Origin of the sequence: Acuticoccus mangrovi (genome assembly GCF_016411865.1) — a bacterium.
In the GTDB taxonomy this organism is placed as follows: domain Bacteria; phylum Pseudomonadota; class Alphaproteobacteria; order Rhizobiales; family Amorphaceae; genus Acuticoccus; species Acuticoccus mangrovi.
Genome location: NZ_JAEKJA010000010.1, coordinates 52,867 through 74,572, shown reverse-complemented (window position 1 = coordinate 74,572; position 21,706 = coordinate 52,867). Strand labels below are relative to the sequence as shown.

19 protein-coding genes are annotated in these 21,706 nt (G+C 68.5%); 7 read left to right on the top strand and 12 right to left on the bottom strand.

The window, feature by feature from the left end; translation table 11 throughout:
* The first annotated feature begins 59 nt into the window (after positions 1 to 59).
* From cofE to cofH, 4 genes are read left to right on the top strand one after another with little or no spacing between them, the layout of a single operon-like run.
* On the top strand, positions 60 to 818 hold the full coding sequence (gene cofE / locus JCR33_RS13015; RefSeq protein WP_198882521.1) for a coenzyme F420-0:L-glutamate ligase: 759 nt from the start codon (positions 60 to 62) through the stop codon (positions 816 to 818).
* On the top strand, positions 815 to 1,762 hold the full coding sequence (gene cofD / locus JCR33_RS13010; RefSeq protein ID WP_198882520.1) for a 2-phospho-L-lactate transferase: 948 nt from the start codon (positions 815 to 817) through the stop codon (positions 1,760 to 1,762). The genes cofE and cofD overlap by 4 nt, the downstream gene beginning before the upstream one ends.
* Before the next feature lie 8 nt (positions 1,763 to 1,770).
* Positions 1,771 to 2,391 carry a 2-phospho-L-lactate guanylyltransferase gene (gene cofC, locus JCR33_RS13005; protein ID WP_198882519.1) on the top strand — a complete coding sequence of 207 codons (621 nt, stop codon included), beginning with the start codon at positions 1,771 to 1,773 and terminating at the stop codon, positions 2,389 to 2,391.
* Entirely contained in the window at positions 2,391 to 4,832 is a 2,442-nt protein-coding gene (gene cofH / locus JCR33_RS13000) for a 5-amino-6-(D-ribitylamino)uracil--L-tyrosine 4-hydroxyphenyl transferase CofH (RefSeq protein WP_198882518.1), read from the top strand. The genes cofC and cofH overlap by 1 nt, the downstream gene beginning before the upstream one ends.
* 39 nt (positions 4,833 to 4,871) lie before the next feature.
* On the opposite strand, the gene JCR33_RS12995 is transcribed toward cofH, so the two are convergent.
* The 10 genes from JCR33_RS12995 to JCR33_RS12950 all read right to left on the bottom strand — a co-directional run bounded on the left by JCR33_RS12995 (position 4,872) and on the right by JCR33_RS12950 (position 14,392).
* Positions 4,872 to 5,309 (bottom strand): hypothetical protein, encoded by a 438-nt coding sequence (locus JCR33_RS12995; protein ID WP_198882517.1) that lies wholly within the window; start codon positions 5,307 to 5,309, stop codon positions 4,872 to 4,874.
* Between the two features lie 77 nt (positions 5,310 to 5,386).
* Positions 5,387 to 6,337 carry an LLM class flavin-dependent oxidoreductase gene (locus JCR33_RS12990; RefSeq protein ID WP_211110268.1) on the bottom strand — a complete coding sequence of 317 codons (951 nt, stop codon included), beginning with the start codon at positions 6,335 to 6,337 and terminating at the stop codon, positions 5,387 to 5,389.
* A 64-nt stretch (positions 6,338 to 6,401) separates the two neighbouring features.
* Positions 6,402 to 7,196, bottom strand: coding sequence for a CoA-transferase subunit beta (locus JCR33_RS12985; RefSeq protein WP_198882516.1), 795 nt, complete (start codon positions 7,194 to 7,196; stop codon positions 6,402 to 6,404).
* Complete coding sequence (locus JCR33_RS12980) at positions 7,186 to 8,142, bottom strand: CoA transferase subunit A (protein WP_408628758.1); 957 nt, start codon at positions 8,140 to 8,142, stop codon at positions 7,186 to 7,188. The genes JCR33_RS12985 and JCR33_RS12980 overlap by 11 nt, the downstream gene beginning before the upstream one ends.
* 19 nt (positions 8,143 to 8,161) lie before the next feature.
* Entirely contained in the window at positions 8,162 to 9,643 is a 1,482-nt protein-coding gene (locus JCR33_RS12975; RefSeq protein ID WP_332461182.1) for a pyridoxal-phosphate dependent enzyme, read from the bottom strand.
* Between the two features lie 119 nt (positions 9,644 to 9,762).
* Positions 9,763 to 10,476: an ABC transporter ATP-binding protein gene (locus tag JCR33_RS12970; protein WP_198882514.1), complete on the bottom strand. Its 714-nt coding sequence runs from the start codon at positions 10,474 to 10,476 to the stop codon at positions 9,763 to 9,765.
* The gene (locus JCR33_RS12965; RefSeq protein ID WP_198882679.1) at positions 10,469 to 11,224 is read right to left on the bottom strand and encodes an ABC transporter ATP-binding protein; all 756 of its coding nucleotides are present in this window, start codon (positions 11,222 to 11,224) and stop codon (positions 10,469 to 10,471) included. The genes JCR33_RS12970 and JCR33_RS12965 overlap by 8 nt, the downstream gene beginning before the upstream one ends.
* The gene (locus JCR33_RS12960) at positions 11,221 to 12,177 is read right to left on the bottom strand and encodes a branched-chain amino acid ABC transporter permease (protein ID WP_211110267.1); all 957 of its coding nucleotides are present in this window, start codon (positions 12,175 to 12,177) and stop codon (positions 11,221 to 11,223) included. The genes JCR33_RS12965 and JCR33_RS12960 overlap by 4 nt, the downstream gene beginning before the upstream one ends.
* Positions 12,177 to 13,037, bottom strand: coding sequence for a branched-chain amino acid ABC transporter permease (locus tag JCR33_RS12955; protein WP_198882512.1), 861 nt, complete (start codon positions 13,035 to 13,037; stop codon positions 12,177 to 12,179). Before JCR33_RS12955 ends, JCR33_RS12960 begins: the two co-directional genes overlap by 1 nt.
* 125 nt (positions 13,038 to 13,162) lie before the next feature.
* The gene (locus JCR33_RS12950; protein ID WP_198882511.1) at positions 13,163 to 14,392 is read right to left on the bottom strand and encodes an amino acid ABC transporter substrate-binding protein; all 1,230 of its coding nucleotides are present in this window, start codon (positions 14,390 to 14,392) and stop codon (positions 13,163 to 13,165) included.
* Between the two features lie 610 nt (positions 14,393 to 15,002).
* On the opposite strand from JCR33_RS12950, the gene JCR33_RS12945 reads away from it, so the two are divergent.
* Positions 15,003 to 16,844, top strand: a complete 1,842-nt coding sequence (locus JCR33_RS12945) for an ABC transporter ATP-binding protein (protein ID WP_198882510.1) — start codon at positions 15,003 to 15,005, stop codon at positions 16,842 to 16,844.
* Positions 16,845 to 16,982: 138 nt separating this feature from the next.
* On the opposite strand, the gene JCR33_RS12940 is transcribed toward JCR33_RS12945, so the two are convergent.
* Positions 16,983 to 18,917, bottom strand: coding sequence for a TRAP transporter permease (locus JCR33_RS12940; protein WP_198882509.1), 1,935 nt, complete (start codon positions 18,915 to 18,917; stop codon positions 16,983 to 16,985).
* An 81-nt stretch (positions 18,918 to 18,998) separates the two neighbouring features.
* Positions 18,999 to 19,949: a TAXI family TRAP transporter solute-binding subunit gene (locus JCR33_RS12935; RefSeq protein WP_198882508.1), complete on the bottom strand. Its 951-nt coding sequence runs from the start codon at positions 19,947 to 19,949 to the stop codon at positions 18,999 to 19,001.
* Between the two features lie 123 nt (positions 19,950 to 20,072).
* Between JCR33_RS12935 and JCR33_RS12930 the strand changes: the two genes are divergently transcribed.
* A complete protein-coding gene (locus JCR33_RS12930) occupies positions 20,073 to 21,020 on the top strand; it encodes an amidohydrolase family protein (RefSeq protein WP_198882507.1) in 948 nt (315 codons plus the stop codon).
* Positions 21,013 to 21,693: a flavin reductase family protein gene (locus JCR33_RS12925; protein ID WP_198882506.1), complete on the top strand. Its 681-nt coding sequence runs from the start codon at positions 21,013 to 21,015 to the stop codon at positions 21,691 to 21,693. The genes JCR33_RS12930 and JCR33_RS12925 overlap by 8 nt, the downstream gene beginning before the upstream one ends.
* Positions 21,694 to 21,706 lie beyond the last annotated feature (13 nt).

Sequence of the window (21,706 nt, the reverse complement as noted above, 5' to 3'; positions counted from 1 at the left end):
TTCAGGGATCCGCGCCGCGCGGCGACGTGCCGGGCAGTCGGTCCGACCAGCGAGCGCGCATGACATCTGTCAGCCTCATCGGGCTCAACACTCTGCCCACGATCACCAGCGGGACGGATCTCGTCGCCGAGATCCTCGACGCCGCCGACCGCGAAGCCGTCGCATTCCAGGATGGCGACATTCTGGTCGTCGCCCAGAAGATCGTGTCGAAGGCGGAAGGCCGGCTGCTGCCGCTCTCCGCCCTCGCCCCCTCGGCGGACGCTGCGCGCCTTGCCGAGGTGACGCAGAAGGATGCGCGCCTCGTGGAGGCGATCCTTTCGGAGAGCGTCGGCACGCTGCGCACGCGGCCGGGGCTGATGGTGGTGGAGCACCGCTTGGGACACATCATGGCGAATGCCGGCATCGACCGGTCCAATATCGGCGGCGACGCCGACATGATCCTGCTCCTGCCGGAGGATCCGGACGCGAGCGCCGCGGCGCTGCGCGAGGGCATCGCCGCCGCGACGGGCAGCGAGATCGGCGTGATCGTGTCCGATTCCTTCGGCCGGCCGTGGCGGATGGGCACGACGGGCGTCGCGATCGGCGTCGCCGGACCCGCGATGCTCCTCGATCGCCGCGGCGAGGCCGACCGCGACGGCCGGCGCCTCGAGGTGACGGAGGTGGCGTTCGCCGACTCGGTCGCCGCCGCCGGGGTGCTGGTGATGGGCGAAGGCGCCGAGGGCCGCCCCGCCGTCGTGGTGCGCGGCCTCGACTGGACGCCCACCCATCAAGGCGCGCGCGACGGCCTGCGCCCGGCCGGCCAGGACCTCTTCCGTTGAGCGGCCGCGGCTCGGTCGTCGCCCTCTGCGGCGGGATCGGTGGGGCGAAGCTGGCACTCGGCCTCAGCCACGTGGTGCCCGCGAAGAAGCTCTCCATCATCGTCAACGTAGGCGACGACTTCCGCCATTTCGGCCTCGCCGTCTCGCCCGACGTCGACACCGTGCTCTACACCCTCTCCGGCCGCGTCAATCCCGCCACCGGCTGGGGGCGCAACGAGGAGACGTGGCGCTTCATGGAGGCGGTCGGCGAGCTCGGCGGCGAGACCTGGTTCAACCTCGGCGACACCGACCTCGCGATGCATGCGGTGCGCACCGCCCGGCTCGCCGCCGGCGCCCGACCCACCGAGATCACCGCCGCCTTCGCCCGTGCCCTCGGCATCGCCCCGGCGATCCTGCCGGCGACCGACGCCCACGTGCCGACCGTCGTCGAGACCGACGAGGGGGTCCTCCCCTTCCAGCGCTACTTCGTGGGGCTGCGCTGCGCGCCGGTGGTGCGGACGCTACGCTATCACGCCGCCGACGAGGCCGAGCCGACGCCCGAGGTAAAGGCCGCGCTCAACGCGCCGGACCTCGCCGCGATCATCCTCTGCCCGTCCAACCCCTACCTCTCCATCGATCCGATGCTGGCGATCCCGGGGCTACGCTACGCGCTGGCGACGGCGAAGGCGCCCACCATCGCGGTGTCGCCGCTCGTCGGCGGCGATGCGGTGAAGGGGCCGCTCGCCAAGATGATGGACGAGCTCGGCCACGCCCGCACCAGCGCGACGATCCTCGCTCACTACGGCGACCTCGTCGATCTTCTGCTCCTCGACGAAAGGGACGCCGCCGAGGCGACCGACCCGCGCATGGCGGTCGCCAAGACCATGATGGTGACGCTCGAAGACCGGATCGCCCTCGCGCGCGCCTGCCTTGCCGCGGCGGATCGCCTCGCGGGCCGCGCATGAGCCGCCGCATGTCCGCCGCTCCGGCCCCTGCCCATGCGCTGGTGCCGGTGAAGCGCCTCGCGGCGGCGAAGAGCCGCCTCGCCCCGGCGCTCTCGCCGCGCGATCGGGCGAGCCTCCAGCGCCACATGCTGCGCCACGTCCTCGCCGAGCTTCTGGCGATGCCGGAGCTTGCGGGGGTGCGGGTGATCTCGCCCGACCCGGAGGTGCACGCGATCGCCGCTACCGCCGGGGCGACCACCCAATGGGAGACGCCGCCGGGCGGGCTCAACGAGGCGGTGCGCGAAGGCGTCGCCGCGCTCGCCGCCGCCGGCGCCCGCTGGGCGATGGTGGTGCCCGCCGATCTCCCCGACCTCGACGCCGCCGAGGCGGCCGAGGCGCTGGCGCTCGCCCGGCGCACCGGCAGCCCCGTCGTGGTGCCGGACCTCGCCCGCACCGGCACCAACGCCCTCGTGGTGCGGGCGGCGCGCCCCCCCGCCTTCCAGTTCGGCGAGGAGAGCTTCGCCCGCCATCTTGCCATCCCGGGGGCCGTCCCCTGCCCGCTTGCCTCCTTTGCGCGCGACCTCGACCGCCCGGCCGATCTCTCCGCCTTCCGGGCGGCGCGCACCCTGATCGACGAGGAGATCTTCTGATGCACGACGTCGCTTCCTTCGCCCGCCGTGTCGCGGCCGGCGAGCGGCTCGACGCGGCCGCGCTCGCGACCCTCGGCGAGGCGCCGCTCGCCGCGCTGATGGCCGGGGCGGCGCGCCTGCGCGACAACGGCTTCGGCCCGGTCGTCACCGTCTCGCGCAAGGTGTTCATCCCGCTGACGAAGCTCTGCCGCAACGTCTGCCACTACTGCACCTTCGCCCACCCGCCGCGGCCGGGAGAGCCGATTTTCCTGTCGCGCGAGGAGGTGCTGGAGATTGCTCGCGCCGGCGCCGCGGCGGGGTGCGACGAGGCCCTCTTCACCCTCGGCGACAAGCCGGAGATGCGCTACCGGGCGGCACGCGAGGCGCTGGCGGCGCTCGGACACGAGACCACCGTCGCCTATCTCGCCGAGATGGCCGCGGCGGTGCTCGCCGAAACCGGCCTCCTGCCGCACATCAACGCCGGCGTGATGAGCGAGGACGAGATCGCCGCGCTGCGCCGCGTGTCGGCCTCGCAAGGCATCATGGTGGAGGCGACCACCGACCGGCTGATGCAGCGCGGCATGCCCCACTTCGGCTCGCCCGACAAGGCGCCCGCGGTGCGCCTTGCGACGATCGCCGCCGCCGGCCGGGCGAAGGTGCCGTTCACATCCGGCATCCTGATCGGCCTCGGCGAGACGCGGCAGGAGCGCATCGACGCCTTCCTCAAGCTGCGCGACCTGCACGAGGAACACGGCCACATTCAGGAGATCATCGTCCAGAATTTCCGGGCGAAGGCCGGCACCAAGATGGCGAACGCGCCGGAGCCGGCGCTCGAGGATCATCTCTGGACGATCGCCATGGCGCGCTTCGTGTTCGGGCCCGCGATGTCGATCCAGGCGCCGCCCAACCTGCGCGACGGCGACCTTCTCCCCCTCGTCGAGGCCGGCATCAACGACTGGGGCGGCGTCTCCCCCGTCACCCCCGACCACGTGAACCCCGAGGCGCCCTGGCCGGCGCTCGCCCGTCTCGCCGCCGAAACCGCGGCAGCCGGCAAGATCCTCACGCCCCGCCTCACCGCCTACCCGGCCTACGTCGCCGACGCCGAGACCTGGATCGATCCCGACGTGCGGCGCGTCGTGCTCTCACGCTCCGACGGGGCGGGCCTTGCCCACGAGGGTGCCTGGCGCGTCGGCCGCTCCGAGAGCGTGGTGACGATCACCCCCCAGGGCTTCGCCGCCCCCGCCCTCGGCAGCGCCTTGGCGGCCGCCATCGACGCCGGCGTCGCCGGCCGGCCGCTCGAGGAAAGCGCCATCGTCGCCCTCCTCTGCGCCCGCGGCGGACATGCCGACGCCGTCGGAGCCGCCGCCGACGCAGTGCGCCGCGAGCGGAACGGCGACACCGTGAGCTACGTCGTCACGCGCAACATCAACTACACCAACGTGTGCGGCTACGGCTGCCAGTTCTGCGCCTTCTCCAAGGGCAAGGCCGCCGAGCACCTGCGCGGCAGGCCCTACGACCTCACCTTGGAGGAGATCGAGCGGCGCGTGGTGGAGGCTCACGAGCGCGGCGCCACCGAGGTGTGCATGCAAGGGGGCATCCACCCCGACTATACGGGCGAGACCTATCTCGAGATCGTCCGCACCGTGAAGCGCGCCGTGCCCGAGATGCATGTCCACGCCTTCTCGCCGCTGGAGGTGACGCAGGGTGCGCGCACCCTCGGCCTTTCGGTGGCGGAGTTCCTGTCGGAGCTGAAGGCCGCCGGCCTCGGCACCCTCCCCGGCACCGCCGCCGAGATCCTCGACGACGAGGTCCGCCGGCGCCTCTGCGCCACCAAGGTCTCCACCGACGAGTGGCTCGACGTCGTCGGCACGGCCCATCGGCTGGGGCTGAGGACCACGGCGACGATCATGTTCGGCCACGTCGAGGCCTACCATCACGTCGCGCGCCATCTGATGCGGGTGCGTGCGCTGCAGGACCGCACCGGCGGCTTCACCGAGTTCGTGCCGCTGCCGTTCGTCCACATGGAAGCGCCGATCTATCTGAAGGGCGCCGGCGCGCGGCAGGGGCCGAGCCTGCGCGAGGCGGTCTTGATCCATGCGGTGTCGCGCCTCGCGCTCAATCCGGTGATCGCGAACATTCAGGTGAGCTGGGTGAAGATGGGCGAGGCCGGCATCGCCGCCGCGCTCGAGGCCGGCGCCAACGATCTCGGCGGCACGCTGATGAACGAATCGATCAGCCGCGCCGCCGGCACCGAGCACGGCCAAGAGATGCCGCCGGAGCGGATGGAGGCGGCGATCCGGCGCCTCGGCCGCACCGCACGCCAGCGCACCACCCTCTACGGCGATGCGCCCGCGGTCCAGCAGCGCCGCGCCTTCCAGGCACCGCCCCTCTCCGATGTCGTCAACACGGCGGCGGCGAAGCTCGCGCGCGTCGGGAGCGCCCGCCGCCGCGCCGGCGCCTGAGCCGGGGCCGGCGCTCGGCCACGGGATCGGCGCGAGCGCTCAGTTCGACGCGAGGTCGAGCCGTTCGACGCCGCTGTCGGGCAGGAAGTGGTGCATGGTGTTGAGCCACAGCACGAACTTCAGCCCCTCCGGCGTGCGCTCCACGATCCAGTCCTCCCCCACGATGCAGCGCAGCGGCGGCGTCCGGTCGTCGGCGACGTGCGCCTCCCAGTAGAGCGAGCCGATGGCGCGCGCCCGCTCCGGCGCATCCGACAGCGGCGCGACCACGAAGTCGCCAAGCCGCAGCACCTGGCGCGCGAACTGGGTGTGGTAGGCGTGGTGCTCCTCGAGCGTCATCGAGGCGCCCGTCTCCTGCACGTAGATGCGCGCCGGATGATGGACAAAGAAGCGCTCCCGCTCGGCGACGGTGCCGCCGTTGCGCAACGTGTCGCACCAAGCCTCGCCGAGGGCGAGAACGTCGTCGAGGGTGATCGGCATCGGGCCTCCTCAGAATGCGAAAGGGCCGCGCGACCATAGCCTCACGCGGCCCTCGGGCAACCCTCGTGGCGCCGGGCTCAGCCCTTCAGCGCGAGCGGAATGACCTCCTTGGCGATCACCTCCACCTGCTCGCGCTCGTAGCGGTAGGGCACGAAGATGATCTTCTTGAGACCGGTGTCGAGGTGGGCGCGCAGCTGCTCGGCACACTCTTCGGGCGTGCCCATGATGGCGCTGTCGTAGGTGGATTCGGAGCCGGAGGAGATGTCCCAGTCGGAGTTCAGCCACTCGTTCATCGGCTCGGCGACCTTGTCGCGCGGGCCGACATAGATCGCGAGCTGGTTGAGGCTCGTGAGGCTGTCGGGGTCGCGGCCGGCCTCCTCTGCATAGTTGCGGATCTTGGTCCAGGAGCGGGTGAAGGCCTCCGGCTGGTAGAAGTAGGTGAGCCAGCCGTCGCCACGGGTGCCGGCGCGCTTCAGGACGGGCTCGACGTAGCCGCCGATGAGGAGCGGCGGCCGCGGCTTCTGCACGGGCTTGGGATACATCACCGCCCGGCGCAGCACATGCTCGTCCCACTCGCCCGTCACCTGGTCCTTGGTCCACAGCTCGGTGAGGATGTCGAGGTTGCGGTCCATGATCTTGCCGCGGCGGTGGAAGGGCACGCCGACGGCGTCGAACTCGCGCTTGTACCAGCCGGCGGCGGTGCCGAGCATCAGGCGGCCGCCCGAGATCTGGTCGATGGAGGAGAGCTGCTTGGCGAGCAGCACCGGGTTGCGCAGCGGCATCACCAGAATGCCGGTGCCGACCTTGATCTTCTTGGTGCGCGCCGCCACCGCGGTGATCAGTGACAGCGAATCGAGGATCGGGAAGTAGGGATCCGTGCCGAGCAGGATGTGATCCCACACCCACACCGAATCGAACCCCAGCTCCTCCATGTGAACGCCGTAGTCGATGATCTCCTGCGCGTTGGGCTCCTCGGGCGCGCGGGTGAAGTTGCGCATGGCAACGCCGAAGCGGGTGTTCTCGACCATGGCTTGGTCGTCCTTCCTGTCGACAGTGGTGGCGCCGGTGGGCTCGCCGCCCGGCCGGCTCGGTTCAGTGCGTGTAAAGGCGCTCGGGATCGAGGTTCTCGAGGATCGCGAGCTCGGTGGCGGTCGGCGCCTCGGCGATCGGCACATCGTCGGGAATGACGAGATCGAAGCCGGTGTTGTCCTGCACCTCCTCCGCCGTCACGCCCGGCTGCAGCGCGTCGATGCGCATCAGCTTGGTGTCGGGATCGAAGCCGAGGAGGGCGAGGTCGGTCACCACCTTCTTCACCCCGCCATAGGGCAGGCCGCAGCGGGCGCGGCTGTCGCCGCCGTCGATGAAGCCGGGGCTCGTGACGAAGTCGACCTTCTCCACGAAGCGGCGCTTCTCGTGCTTGGTGGCGACGATGATCTCGGCGAGGCTCGCGATGTCGTTGCCGCCGCCGGTGCCCGGCAGCCGCGTCTTCGGCATGTCGGGATCGCCGATATAGGAGGAGTTGAGGTTGCCGTAGCGGTCGATCTGGGCGCCGCCCATGAAGCCGATGTCGACATAGCCGCGCTGCAGGAGAAGGAGCACGTCGGTGATCGGCACCAGCATGTTGGCGCGCCGGGTGCAGCGCTGCTCGTTGGTCGAGGGCGGCAGCTCGCCGGGCTGGATGAAGGGGCCGATGACGCCGCCCTCGAAGAGGATGGTGAGGCCGGGCGCATGGGTGCGCTGGGCGAGCGTCGCCGCGAGCAGCGTGATGCCGATGCCGGCGAACACGATCTGCCCGTCCTCCAGCACGCGGGAGGCGGAAATCGTGAGGAGCTGCGACTTCGTGTAGGGCTTGGTGTCGGCGGGCGGGGTCGCGAGGTCAGTCGTCATAAACCCTCCTGCCGCGCTTGGCGGCGTCAAGAATGTCGGCCACCCCGATATGCGACAGGTAGCCGGCCCAGTCCTCGGGCTCGTAGAAACAGCGGTCGAGATATTTCCTCACCCCCTCCTCACCCTCGGTGGCGGTGATCTTGGCGTAGGCGTCGAGCTCGTTGAAGAACGGCTCGTAGACGCCGTAGCACTCGTGCGGAGCGCTGCCGTAGGGTGCCTCCACCACCGCGTCGACGGTGAAGAAGGGGATCTTGGTCTGATCGGGCGCGCGGCGGATCTGGTCGTTGGAGACGATCCGCTCGGTGGTGATGATCACCCGGTTCGCCGCCATCGCGATGTCGATGTCCATGAACTGGAGACCATCGATCTGCGCGTTGCCGTAGGCGTCGCAGCGCTGCACGTGGATGAGGGCGACGTCCGGATTGAGCGCTGGCAACAGGAGGAGACGCTCGCCGGTGAAGGGGCAGTCCATCTCCTTGGTGCCGGCGACGCGGTCGAGCACGTTCGAGCCCATCATCGAGCGGGCCGGCATGAAGGGCACGCCCATGGCGCCGGCGCGGTAGCGCAGGCCCATCGCCATGTGGCTCCATTCCTCGAACTCGGCGCGGCCCGATTCGGTGTAGGCGCGCATCACCTTGGAGAGACCCCAGACGATCCCCTGCGCGAACCACGACGTCATGATGTGCGAGGAAAGGCCCGAGACGTAGGCGAGATCGCCTTCGTTGGAGGTGATGGAGCGCGACAGGACGAGGTCCTTGCGGCCAGCCCGGATCAGCGCCCAGATCGCGGCGATCGGCGTGCGCGACAGGGTGCAGCCCCCGAGCGCGACGTGATCGCCGTCCTTCACCAAGGCCGCCGCCTCCTCGAACGACATGACCTTTTCGGTGAGCGAGCGGTCGCGCGCGCGGGTGCGTTCGCGAATGGTCTCGTAGGGCGTGACGGCCACGCTCTCTCCTTCCTCGTCGTCAGGCGGCCCGCTTGAGGCCGGTGTCGTGGTTGATCTTGTCGATGAGCGCGTCGAAGCCGGGAAGCTTCTCGCGCAGCCCCCTCCAGAAGGACTGCGGGCGGCGGCGCTCGAAGTCCTCCACCGAGATCCCCTGCTGCTCCACCCACGTGTAGTAGCCGAGATTGAACATCCGATCGCGATCGCGCGTCATCATTTCGACGAGATGGTCGGAATCGCCGCCGAGGATGTGGCGGCCGAATGCCTCGCCGGCGTCCACCATGTCGAACGAGCCGCCGAAGCGCGTCTTGAGGCGGTCGTCACGCTCGCTCTCGTAGAGGGCGGCGGAGTCGGTGGCGACGGTCACGATCACGTCGTCCGGGCCGAGCTTCAGGCGCTTCGCGACCTTGATGGCGGCGAGCATGTTGCCGATGCCGGAAAGGCCGAAACCGGCGATCCCCTTGATGGTCGCCTGGTCCACCTTGCGCCGCTCGGCGAGATATTGGCGGCCGGCGCCGGAGTTGAACAGCAGATAGAGGTCGTCCGTCCCCTCGTCCGACACACCCACGGCGATGTCGGTGTTGGTGACGTTGTGGATCAGCGGCACGTGCTTGTCGCCGATGCCCTGGATGTTGTGCTCGCCGAAGCCGTTGTAGAGCAGCGTCGGGCACTCGATCGGCTCCATCACGGCGATCTTGGCGTCGTAGTCCTCCTTGAGGCGGTCGCCGGCGGCGAGCGTCCCGGCCGAGCCCGTCGCCGCCACGAAGGCCGCGAGCTTGAGGTCGGCGTTCTCCTCGCGATACGCCTCGAAGAGGGCACCGGCGGCCTGACCCGTCACCTCGTAGTGACCGAGATAGTTGGGGAACTCGGAGAACTGGTTGAAGATCATCGTGTCGGGCTGGCGCTCCAGCTCCGCGCACGCGTCGTAGATCTCCTTGACGTTCGATTCCGAGCCGTAGGTGCGGATGATGTCGGCGGGGTCGGTGACCCACTCTTCGAGCCACCGGAAGCGTTCCGCGCTCATCCCCTCGGGCAGCACCGCGATGCCGCGGCAGCCGAGGATGCGAGAGATCGCGACGCCGCCGCGGCAGTAGTTGCCGGTGGAGGGCCACACGGCGCGCTGGTGCGCCGGATCGAAGGCGCCGGAGGCGAGGCGCGGCGCGAGGCAGGCGTAGGCCGCGAGCACCTTGTGGGCGTGGATGATCGGGAAGTTCTCGCCGAGCATCACGAGGATGCGGGCGTCGACGCCGGTCAGCGCCTTGGGCAGCTCCACGTGCGCCGGCACCATGCGGCCGGCGACCGTCGCCGGATCGTTGTACCAGTGCACGCGGAAGAGATTTCTCGGATCCGCCGCGTCCGGATCGACGGACGGGTCCACCGCGACGGGGGAGACGAGCTCAGCGAAGCGGGGCAGCACGACGCCGTGGGTCCTCAGATGGTCCACCGCGCGCCGGTACACCGCCTCGTCGACAACATCGTTCGGCAGGTCGAACGGATTGACCACACGCTTCTCCTTATTCCGAGAGCCCGCACGCCTCGTGATGAGGACGAGGTCGTCGAGTGGTTCCATTAGTAGATTCAATTTTCCGGTTAAGGCAATGGTTTCCGCTGTTTCCCATTCAATTAAACGCCGAGATAGGCTTGCCGGATGGCGGGGTCGTCGGCGAGGACCACCGTCTCGCCGGCCTTGGCGATGCGGCCGGTCTCCACCACGAAGGCGCGGCTCGCAAGCTCGAAGGCGGTCATCACGTCCTGCTCCACGAGCAGGATCGTGAGGCCGTTGCCGTTGATCGCCTTGAGGCCCTCCGACAGGCGCTCGATGAGCGCCGGCGCGAGGCCGAGCGACAGCTCGTCGATCATCAGGAGGCGCGGACGGGACATGATGCCCCGCGCGATGGCGCACATCTGCTGCTCGCCGCCCGACATGGTGGTGGCGTCCTGGCTGTGGCGCTCCTTGAGGCGGGGGAAGAGGTCGAACACGTAGTCGAGATCGTTCTGGATCTCGGCCTTGTCGCGCCGCAGATAGGCGCCGAGGAGGAGATTATCCTTGACCGACAATCCCTTGAAGAGGCGCCGTCCCTCGGGGACGTGGGCGATGCCCGCGGCGAGGACCTCGTCGGGGCCGGCCTTCGAGATCTCGCGGCCTTCGAAGAGGATGGAGCCGGCGCGCGCGCCGACGAGACCGGAGATCGTGCGCAGGAGCGTCGTCTTGCCGGCGCCGTTGGAGCCGACGATCGCGACGATCTCCCCTTCCCGCACGTCGAGGTCGATGCCCCAGAGCACCTGGACGTCGCCATAGCCGGCGGTGAGGCCGGCGATCCTCAACAGCTCAGGCATGGCCCATCTCCTTCAACCGCTTGGCGAATTTCTCGCCGAGATAGGCTTCCACCACGTGCTGGTCGTTCACCACCTTCTGCGGCTCACCCTCGGCGATCAGCGCTCCGTGGTGGAGCACCAGAAGGCGCTGGGAGACGCTCATCACGACCTTCATCAGATGCTCGATGAGGAGGATGGTGATGCCGCGCTCGGAGATGCGGCGGATGAGGTCGAGCGCGGTGTCGATCTCGCCGGTGTTGAGGCCGGCGTTGACCTCGTCGAGCATCAGCACCTTGGGGTTCATGGCGAGCGACTTCGCCAATTCGAGCCGCTTGCGGTTGGGCAGAGTGAGGGAGGCGGCGGGCTGGTCGGCGATCGGGTCGAGACCCACGAAAGCGAGGTGCCTGTGGGCGTGCTCGCGCGCCTCGGCGAGCCCTTCCGGCGAGCCGCCGAAGAGGGCGCCGGCGGCGACGTTGTCGAGAACGGTCATTTCCGGGAAGGGCTGGACGATCTGGAAGGTGCGGGCGAGACCGCGGCGGGCGGCCTGGAAGGGCTTTTGCCGCGTCACCTCCTCGCCCTGGAAGATCACCCGCCCCAAGGAGGCCGGGTGCACGCCGGTGATGACGTTGACGAGGGTGGTCTTGCCCGCCCCGTTGGGGCCGATGAGGCCGACGATCTCGCCCTGCTTCAAAGCAAAGCTGACGTCGTTGACGGCGCGGATGCCGCCGAACGTCTTGGAGACGTTCTCGAGGCGCAGATAGTCGCTCATGCCGACGCCCCCGCGCTCTCCCGGCCCCTGAGGCGGCGCACCACGCGGCGGAAGGAGGTGTTGAGGAGCCCCCCCGGCAGGAAGAAGATCAGGAACACGATGATGAGGCCGAGGATCGCCCGGTTCCAGGACAGGAAGTTCGCCCAGAAAAACTCCTCCAGCACCACGAAGGCGGCGGTGCCGATGGCCGGACCCAGCACCGTTCCCGCCCCGCCCAGAAGGGTCATCACCGGCACCTTCACCGTGAGGAGGATTTGGAAGGAATCCGTCGGGTCGATGTAGCCCACCCACGAGGCGTAGACCGCCCCCGCCGTGCCGCACAGGAAGGCGGAGAGGACGAAGGCGATCACCTTGTAGCGCGTGGTGTTGACCCCCACCATGTCGGCCGCATCCTCGTTCTGGCGGATGCACTTGAGGCCGAAGCCGAGCCGGTGGTTGTCGACGAACACCGTGATGGCGAAGACGATCGCGAGCAGGCCGAGCATCACGTAGAGGAAGAACATCGCCACCGTGTTGGGGTGCCACATGAGGAGCGGCACGTTGAGCCCGTTGCCGCCGCCGGTGAGGCTCGACCACGACGAGACGACGAGCCGGCACACTTCGACGATGGCGATGGAGCCGATGGCGAAGTAGTGGCCGCGCAGGCGCAGCACGATGGCGCCGAGCACCGCGGCGAACAGCGCGACGAAGACCGTGGCCGCGATCCAGGCGAGCGCCATCGGCACCCCCGCGTGCTCGACGATCGCCCCCGCGTAGCAGCCGAGGCCGAAGAAGGCGGCGGTGGCGAAGGACGGGTAGCCGGTGAAGCCGCCGATGAAGTTCCACGAGTAGGCGAGCACCGAGTACATGGCGAGCATGATCGCCGTGCGCACGATGTTGTTGTCGGCGAAGAAGGGCGTCGCGGCGAGGACGGCGATCCAGGCGACGAAGAGCAGGACCTTGGCGGCGCGCATCACTCGTACCCCTTCACGCCGACGAGGCCGGTGGGCCGCACGATGAGGAGGAGCAGCATGACGAGGAAGCCCACGGTGAGTGCGTGCTGCGGCCCGAGGAGGACGCCGGAGAAGCTCTCGATGATGCCGAGCGCGAGGCCCCCCACCAGCGCCCCCGGCACCGAGCCGAGCCCGCCGATGACGCACACGACGAACGCCTTGCCGAGGAAGACGCCGGAGAGGTTGGTGGTGATCGGGAACACCATGGCGAAGAGCGCGCCGGCGGCCCCCGCCATCAGCGCGCCGATGCCGAAGGTGATGGCGTAGATGCGGTTGACGCGGATGCCCATCAGCGCCGCCGCCGACCGGTCCATGCGCACCGCCACGATGGCGCGCCCGATGCGCGAGCCGCGCAAGGTGACGTAGAGCAGCCCGGTGAGGAGGAGCGCCAGCGCCATGCCGAGGAGGCGCACCACCGGCAGGTAGACGCCGAAGAGCTGGATCGAACCGAGCCCCAGCGTCACCTGCCGCGGCGTCGCCGAGAAATAGACCGTCATCAGGTTGTAGAGGATCATGTCGAGGCCGAAGGTGAGCGTCAGCGTGACGAGCACCGGGGCCGTGACCACCTTGTTGATGAAGATCGCCTGCAGCGCATAGCCGACGACGAACAGGAAGGCGGCGACGATCGGCAGCATGATCAGCGGATGGATGCCGAACATCTGCCAGGCGAAGTAGGTCAGATAGCCGCCGAGGATGATGAACGAGCCGTGCAGCATGTTGATGACGTTGAGCACGCCCCACACGAGGGAGAAGCCGACGGCAAGGCACGCGTAGAGCGCGCCGAGCACCACGCCGTTCGCCAGGATCTGGGCAAAGTCCACGCGGGGTCCTTCATGTTTGCCGGGCGAGGCCGGAAGGGTTCGGCAATGGGGCAGCGCTCCGGGCGAGCCGGAGCGCTGCATCGCTCTGGGCGAGGCGACCCGACGGGCGCCGGGTCGCGCGTCCCCTATTCGGACAGAAGCTCCAGCTCCGCGGTCGCGATGGACGCGGGGTAGAGCACCTCGATCGCCTCGTCCTGCACCTGGATGATGGGCAGCTCGCGCGCCTGGTTCATGCCATTCTCACCGAAGTTGATCGGACCGTAGAACGTGGTGATGTCGGTGTCGGCGAGCGCCTGGCGGATCGCCTCCCCGTCGAGCGAGCCGGCCCGCTTCAGCGCGTCCTCGAGCACCACCAGCGCGCCGGCGCAGGAGCCGTGCACGTAGTCCGGATCCTCGCCGCCCGAGGCTGCGAGGAAGTCGTCGTAGAACGCCTTGGTGGTCTTCCAGGCGCCCTCCCCCTCGTAGGCGACGGAGTGGTGCCACCAGGTCTGGCTGGTCACCCCGTTGGCGAGCTCGCCGAGACCCTCGGTGAACTCCACGTAGGCCGGGCCCGTCACCATGGTGATCACCGGCGCCTTGACGCCGAGGTCGGCGAGCTGGCGGCGGATCAGGATGAGGTCCTGGGTGTAACCGGTGGCGTAGACCCAATCGGGCTCGGCGGCGACGATGGAGGAGATCGCCGCGGCGTGATCCATGGTGCCGACGGGATAGAGCTCGTTGTAGACGACCTCGAGGCCGCCCGCCTCGGCGGCCGCGGCGGTGGCCGCCGCCATCGACTTCGGAAACACGTCGTCACGGCCGTAGACGGCGACCTTCGACAGGCCGTCGACGTTCTCCTTGAGGTACTCGACCATCGCCGCCGTCATGTTGGCGTTGGGCGAGAGGGTACCGAAGAGGTAGGGGTTGCCCTGCGAGTAGACCGACTCGGAGGAGGCGACGCAGGCGAGCGTGGGGATGCGGTAGCGCTGGCCCACGGTGGCGGCGATCTTGGTGTGGCCGGAGCCGAACGGGGCCATCAGCACGTTGACCTCGTCCTCGGTGATGAGGCGCTCGGCGAGCTGACCGGCCCGGGGGCCGTCGGTCTGGTAGTCGTATTCGATGATCTCCACCGGATACATCTTGCCACCGATTTCGATGCCGCCGGCATCGTTCACCTTCTTCTCCCACATGTCGTAGACGAGGGCTTGCTTCTTGCCCTCGTCGGCGAGCCCACCCGTGAGCGCGAGGGGGGCACCGATCTTCACTGTGTCCTGGGCGGCGGCGGACCCGACCGCGAGGCTGAGCGCGACGAGGCCTGTGGTGGCCGTCGCGAGCGCGCGCTGGCTGCGCGGCTTGGGCAGATGGCGGTTCGACATGGGCTCTTTCCCTTTGGTTCGTCCGTTTTTCAGCGGTCTCGACCAAGGCTCGGCACCGTGACGCCCGCATGGCCGTCCCGGTCCGCCTCAATGGTCCTATGGTTAGCCTGACCATCCCAATGCTAACGGCGTCCCGCGCCAATGAACAAGCGCAAACTCTCGGCGACGATTGCATCGAGAATAAGCAACTCGCCCGCCGCAGTCAGTTTTCGCACTGCTTTGTCATGAAGTCCGGACAATAGAGTGCGAACCATGTATTAATTCATCGATTAATCAATATAGTTTCAAAGTACTGAGACCGCCCGTAGGCGCACTCTTTCCGCTCGGCTCACGCGCCGCGGCCGGTGGCACGACGTCGCCGTCGGCCGCGGCCTGCTCGACCTGCAAAACATGGTCGACCGAGGCCGCCGTGTCTGGTATGGACTGGCGCGCCGACCAACCTCCAACTCCATGAAAGGTCGTTTCATGAACTTCACCCGACTGATGCGTCCGTGGGACGCCATCGTCGGTGACCGGATGGATCTGACCCTCTAGGCCCTCGCGGCCAGAGGCTTCTCTCCACGGCGCCGGCGTCTTTCAAGACATGCTATGGCCATCGTGGAGTGAAGCCGTGTTTCGGCGCTTCGAAAAAATCATCGACCCCTTCGCCTCGGCGCGGCTCGACCAGCCGCCGACGGGACTTCTCGCGTTCTATGCGCACTATGTCGGGCAGGCCCGCCGTCCGATCGCGATCGCGCTCGTCGCCACCGGCCTGCTCGCCGTGATCAACGCGATGACGTTCGTGTTCGTCGGCGTCGTCGTCGACCGGATCGGCGCGGCGGAGACGCCGGCGACCTTCTTCGCCGACAACGCATTGCTCATCGCCACCATCGCGGTGCTGCTTCTCGTCGTCGATCCGCTGCTCGCGTTCGTCGAGATCGGCATCCTCAACCAGGCGCTGGTGCCGAACTTCACCAACCTCATCCGCTGGCAGACGCACCGCTACGTGCTGCGCCAGAGCGTCGGCTACTTTCAGAGCGACTTCGCCGGCCGCATCGCCAACAAGGTGATGCAGACGGCGCTCGCCGTGCGCCGCTCGGTGCGCGAGCTGATCGAGGCCATCTGGCAAGCCCTGATCTTCGTCGGCACGACGCTCGTCGTCCTCGCCGATTCCGATCTGCGCCTCACCGTGCCGCTGCTCGTCTGGCTCGCCGGCTATCTGACGCTGCTCGTCCTGTTCGTCCCGCGCATCAAGGAGAGCTCGGCGCGCACCTCGGAGAGCTATTCGAGTCTGATGGGCCGCGTCGTCGACAGCTACTCCAACATCCTCACGGTGAAGCTGTTCGGCCACGCCGCGCGCGAAGACACCTTCGCGCGCGACGGCATCGAGCGGCAGCAGCACGAGACGTGGCCGCTGATGCGCGCGATCTCCCAGCTCGATCTCCTCATCGGCGTCTGGAACATGCTGATGGTGCTCGGCCTCGGCTGGCTCGCCATCTCGCTCTGGAGCGTCGGCGAGGTGACGGTGGGCACCGTCGCGACGAGCCTCACCCTGGCGCTGCGCATCAATCAGATGTCGTTCTGGATCATGTTCATCACCACGAGCATCGCCGAAAATATCGGCATCGTCCGGGACGGGATCGACACCATCGCGGTGCCGCGCGAGGTGGTCGACGCGCCGCGCGCGCTGGCCCTCGCCGTGCCGCGCGGGGCGATCTCCTTCGAGCGCGTGTCGTTCCACTACGGCCGGGCGAAGGACGAGGGCGGCGCGGTGATCGACGACCTGTCGCTCGCCATCGCCCCCGGCGAGCGGGTGGGCCTCGTCGGCCGCTCCGGCGCCGGCAAGTCGACCCTCGTCCAGCTGCTCCTGCGCCTCCACGACGTGGAAAGCGGGCGCATCCTGATCGACGGCACGGACATCGCCACCGTCCGCCAGGAGAGCCTGCGCGAGAGGATCGGCCTCGTGACGCAGGACACCTCCCTGCTCCACCGCTCGGTGCTCGACAACATCCGCTACGGCCGCCCGGAGGCGACGTTGGCGGAGGTCGCCGCCGCCGCCGAGCGGGCGCAGGCGCATAGCTTCATCGAGGGTCTCGTCGATGGGCGCGGACGGCGCGGCTACGAGGCCCACGTCGGCGAGCGCGGCGTGAAGCTCTCCGGCGGCCAGCGCCAGCGCATCGCGATCGCCCGCGTCCTCCTGAAGGACGCGCCGATCCTCGTCCTAGACGAGGCGACCTCGGCGCTCGATTCGGAAGTCGAGGCGGCGATCCAGGAGCAGCTCTTCAACCTGATGGCCGGCAAGACGGTGATCGCCATCGCCCACCGCCTGTCGACCATCGCCGCGATGGACCGCCTCGTGATCATGGAGAACGGGAGGATCGTGGAGGAAGGCAACCACCAGAGCCTTCTCGCCTCCGGCGGCCTCTATGCCCGGCTGTGGTCGCAGCAATCCTCGGGCTTCGTCGCCGCCTGAGGCGGCATCGTGGTGCCCGATCTCCGCCCCGGTCTAGGGCCGGAGATCGGGCACCAGCGACACCGCCGGCGGGGACCTGCGCCGGAGCCTCGATGCGGAGGAGCTCGCGAGAGGCTCGGGCGCTGGCGGTGTCTGAGATCAGGCCGGCTCGCGCACCGCCTCGCGCAGGAGGACGAGCGGCAGGACGATCACCGGGATCGCGATGAGGTCGGTCAGGACACCGGGCATCATCATCGCCACCGAGCCGGCGCAGACGATCACGCGGCGCCAGATGGAGAGCGGCCCGCGCCACCACCCCGTCGTCGCGATCGACAGCGCGTAGACGCCGACGAAGCTGGAGACGATCGCGATCACGATGTCCACCGGCTCGCCGATCAACAGGATCTGCGGGCCGTAGACGAAGATGAACGGCACGATGACCTTGGCGAGGCCCATCAGGAAGGCCTCCACCGACGTCTCCAATGGTCGAGACTTGGCGATCGCCGCCGCGGCGTAGGCGGCGAGCGCCACCGGCGGCGTGATCGCCGAGACGAGCCCGTAGTAGAAGATGAAGAGGTGCGCGGCGATGAGGGGCACGCCCATCTGCGTCAGCGCCGGCGCGACGAGCACGGCGAGGAGCAGGTAGACGCCGACCGTCGGCAGGCCCATGCCGAGGACGATCGAGGTCACCGCCGTCAGGCACAGCGCGATGAAGAGCGAGCCACCGCTGGCATCGACGATGAGGCCGGAGAGCTTCAACCCGAGCCCCGTCAGCGTGAGCATGCCGATGACGATGCCGGCGCAGGCGCACGCCGTCGCCACCGGCAGGAGCCCCATGACGGTGGCGCGGCAGGTGGCGAGGAGGCGCTTGGGCGTCGGCCGCGACTCCTTGGAGAACATCGACAGGAAGAGCGCGGCGACGATCGCATAGAAGCCCGCCCGATAGGGCGTGTAGCCGTCGAGCAGGAAGTAGAGCAGGATCGGCACCGGCAGGAGCATGTAGCCGCGGGTGATCAGGAGGTGCTTGAAGTCCGGCACGTCTTCCGCGGAGATCGGGCGCACGTGGTTCTTCGCCGCGTGGAGCTGAACCGCCGCGAACACCGCCCCGAAATAAAGCAGCGCCGGAAACAGCGCGTGGCCGATGATCTCGACATAGGGAATGCCCGTGAACGAGACCATGAGGAAGGCGGCCGCCCCCATGATCGGCGGCATGATCTGCCCGCCGGAGGAGGCCGCCGCCTCGATCGCCGCCGCGGTCTGCGGCTTGTAGCCGGTGCGGATCATCAGCGGGATGGTGAAGGTGCCGGTGCTCGCCACGTTGGCGACGGCGCTGCCATTGATGGAGCCGAAGAGCGCCGACGAGATCACCGCCACGTAGGCCGGGCCGCCGGCCTTCCGCCCGGTGAGGGCGTGGCCGAAGCCGATGAAGATGTCGCCCATCCCCGTCGTCTGGAGCAGCGCCCCGAAGAGCACGAAGATCGCGATATAGGTCGCCGAGGCGCCGACCGGGGTGCCGAGCACGCCTTCCGTCGTCAGGAAGAGGTGCGAGACGATGCGCTCCACCGAGTAGCCGGAGTGACCGATCGGGGGCGGGAGGTAGTTGCCGAACGCCGCATAGGCGAGCGCGACGAGGGCGATGATGACGAGCGGCCAGCCGATGACGAGGCGTGTCGCCACCAAGATCGCGGCGATCAGGATCACGCCGAGCCACATCTGACGCTCGGTGACGATGCCCGCCGTCTCGATGATCTCCTGGTAGTTGAGGCAGATATAGAGGGCCGGCAACGCCACCAGAACGGCGAGGACAATCAGGCTGGCGCGGCGCCACAGTCCGCTCGCCCCGGCGGCCGCGATGAACAGGATCGCGCAGATTCCGGAGACGTGGACGACGCGCTGCTGCAGCGCGGTGTAGGGGCCGTAGTAGGCGGTGTAGAGGTGGAACAACGCGAACGCGACCACCCCGACACCCACAATGATGCGCAGGATGAGGGGCCCGCGCCCACCCATCTGCTTTTCCGAAACGGAATCGGGATCTTCGATGGGCGGGTGGCCGCTGCCGGCCTCCCCCGCAGCAGGCGAGGTGCTGTCGTTCATCACTTCATTGACACTTTGTGACAGAAAGAACGGGAGCGGCGGGGCAACGGCCCGCCGCTCGGTACGTCGCGATCGAGCGCGTCAGTGCAGCGCGCCGATCTCGCCATAGTAGCGCTCGGCGCCCGGCGCGAGGTCGATCGGCGTATCGACCGCCGTCTCCGGCGTGATCTGGTTGGCCGCCGGGTGGATCGCCCGCAGCTCGTCGATGTGATCGAAGATGGCCTTCGTCATCTTGTAGACGAGCTCGTCGTCGGTCGCTTCGTTGACGAAGAGAATGTTCCAGATGTTCATCGTGTGAACGTCGGTATCCTGGCCGTCATAGGTACCAGCGGGGATGACGCCCTCGATGTAGTAGGGATACTTCTCGTGGGTCTGCTCGATGTTCTTTTCGTCGAGCGACAGCACCTTGATGTCGGCGGTGGTGGCGAGGTCGATCACGGTCGGCGTCGGGAAGCCGGCGAGCACCACGGACGCGTCGAGATTGCGGTCCTTCAGCGCCTCGGTCGCCTCGGTGAAGTCGAGATACTCGCGCTGCACGTCGATCCCCGCCCCGTCGAAGACGGCGTCGGCCATGACGCGGGTGGAGCCGCCCGGAGGGCCCACCGCGACGCGCTTGCCTTCGAGGTCGGCGACGCTGTCGATCCCGGAGTCGGCGCGCACGATGATCTGGATCGTGCTCGGATAGAGCGCGGCCACGGCTTCGAGCGGCCAGGCCTTACGGAAGGGCTTCTCGCCGTTCTTGGCGAAATAGACGGTGTTGGCGTTGCCGATGCCGAGCGTCATCTCGCCCGAGCCGACGCGGCGGGAGTTCTCGATCGACGCGCCCGTCACCTCGGCCGAGGCCGACACTCCGTCGATGTTCTTAGAAAAAATCTCGGCCATGCCACCACCGAGCGGGTAGTAGACGCCACCGGTGGAGCCGGTGCCGATGGTGATCCGCTCCTGCGCCGAAGCGGCGAACGGTGCGGTCGAGACGAGAACGATACCGACCGCTGTCGTCAGCCGTTTGAGGGCTTTGGTCGTGAGCGCCATGGTTTCCTCCACTTGGTCTAGGCGGCGTGTTCTGGTGGCGCGCGGCGATCTTGCGCGCCACAGGATGCGACTGTATACATTCGAACCAGATAACTTCAATCAAAAATCAGGGTCGCCCCACACATGGACCCCTCCAGCGCCGCCTCGGCGTCCTCCCCCACCCTCGTTCACGGCAAGCCGCTCTGCGCCCCGCCCCTCACGAGCTCCAAGCGTCCACGCGCCACGATTCCGACGGGGGGCTGGGATTCTCACTGCCACCTGTTCGGCGCGCTCGATCGCTATCTGCCGGCCGCCACGGCGACGCACATGGCTCCCGAGGCGACCCTCGCCGACTACCGCGCCCTCCTCGACCGGCTCGGTCTCGCCAAGGGCGTGTTCGTCACCTCCACCGTCTACGGTACGGACAATCGTCTTCTCCTCGAAGCGTTGCAGGAGGCGAATGGTTCGGACATTGCCGCCGGATGGCTGCGCGGCATCGCCGTGATCGACGCCTCGATCTCCGACGCCGCGCTGCGACAGATGCACGAGGTCGGGGTGCGCGGCTTCCGCATCAACCTGATGCAGAAGACGGGGGGCGCCCACTTCAGCGGCGGCGTCGGCTACGAGAACCTCATGCCGCTCGCCGAGCGGGTGAAGGAGATGGGCTGGCACGCTCAGCTCTGGGTCGATTCGGCGCTCCTCGGTGAGCTGAGGGCCGATCTCGCGGCGCTCCCGGTCCCCTTCGTGATCGACCATTTCGGCCGCACTCAGGCCGCGCGCGGCGCCGACGATCCCGGCTTCTCGCTGTTGTGCGACATGCTGGCGGCGGGCGAGGCCTACGCCAAGATCTCCGGTGCCTATCGTATCTCCAACGCCGCGCCGGACTATCCCGACGTGACGCCGATGGCCGCGAAGATCATCGCCGCCGCGCCGACCCGCCTCGTCTGGGGCACCGACTGGCCGCACCCCAATCACGCCGGGATCATGCCCGACGACGCCGACCTTCTCGACGTTCTCGCCGGCTGGTGCGAGGGCGACGACGCGACACTGAAGGCGATCCTCGTCGACACCCCCACGAGCCTTTATGCCTGACCCCGCGATGATCGATACCCCCGCCGACGCGACGACCCGCTTCGATCTCGCCGACCTCACCCCGCGCCAGCGCTACAAGCTCCTGTCGAGCGCCGTCGTGCCGCGCCCGATCGCGCTCGTCGTGACGCTGTCGGAAGCCGGCCACCACAACGCCGCCCCCTACTCCTTCTTCAACGTGTTGTCGGAGGATCCGGCGATCGTGGCGCTCGGGCTGCAGGTGAACGCCGCCGGCGAGCACAAGGACACGGCCGTCAACATCGCCCGCGACGGCGAGTTCGTCGTCAACCTCGTGGACGACGCGCTCGCCGAACAGATGAACATCTGCGCGGTGGACCTGCCCGCCGAGGAGAGCGAGATCGAAGCGGCGAAGCTCAGCGTCGCCCCGTCGAGCATGATCAAGCCGGGCCGTATCGTGGAGAGCCCCATCGCGCTCGAGTGCCGCGAGGTGCAGACGCTGCAATTCTCGCCTCGCCGCAACATCGTTCTGGGCGAGGTGGTGTGCGTCCACGTGCGCGAGGGGCTCGTCGACAGCGAGACCTTCAACATCGACATCGAGCGTTACAAGCCCCTCGGCCGCCTGTTCGCGAGCCTCTACTCCCACCAGAACGAGCGCTTCTCGATGCCGCGCATGTCGCTCGAGGAATGGCGCGAGCGCACCGCCGAGCTCGACTGACCCCACCGGCCGC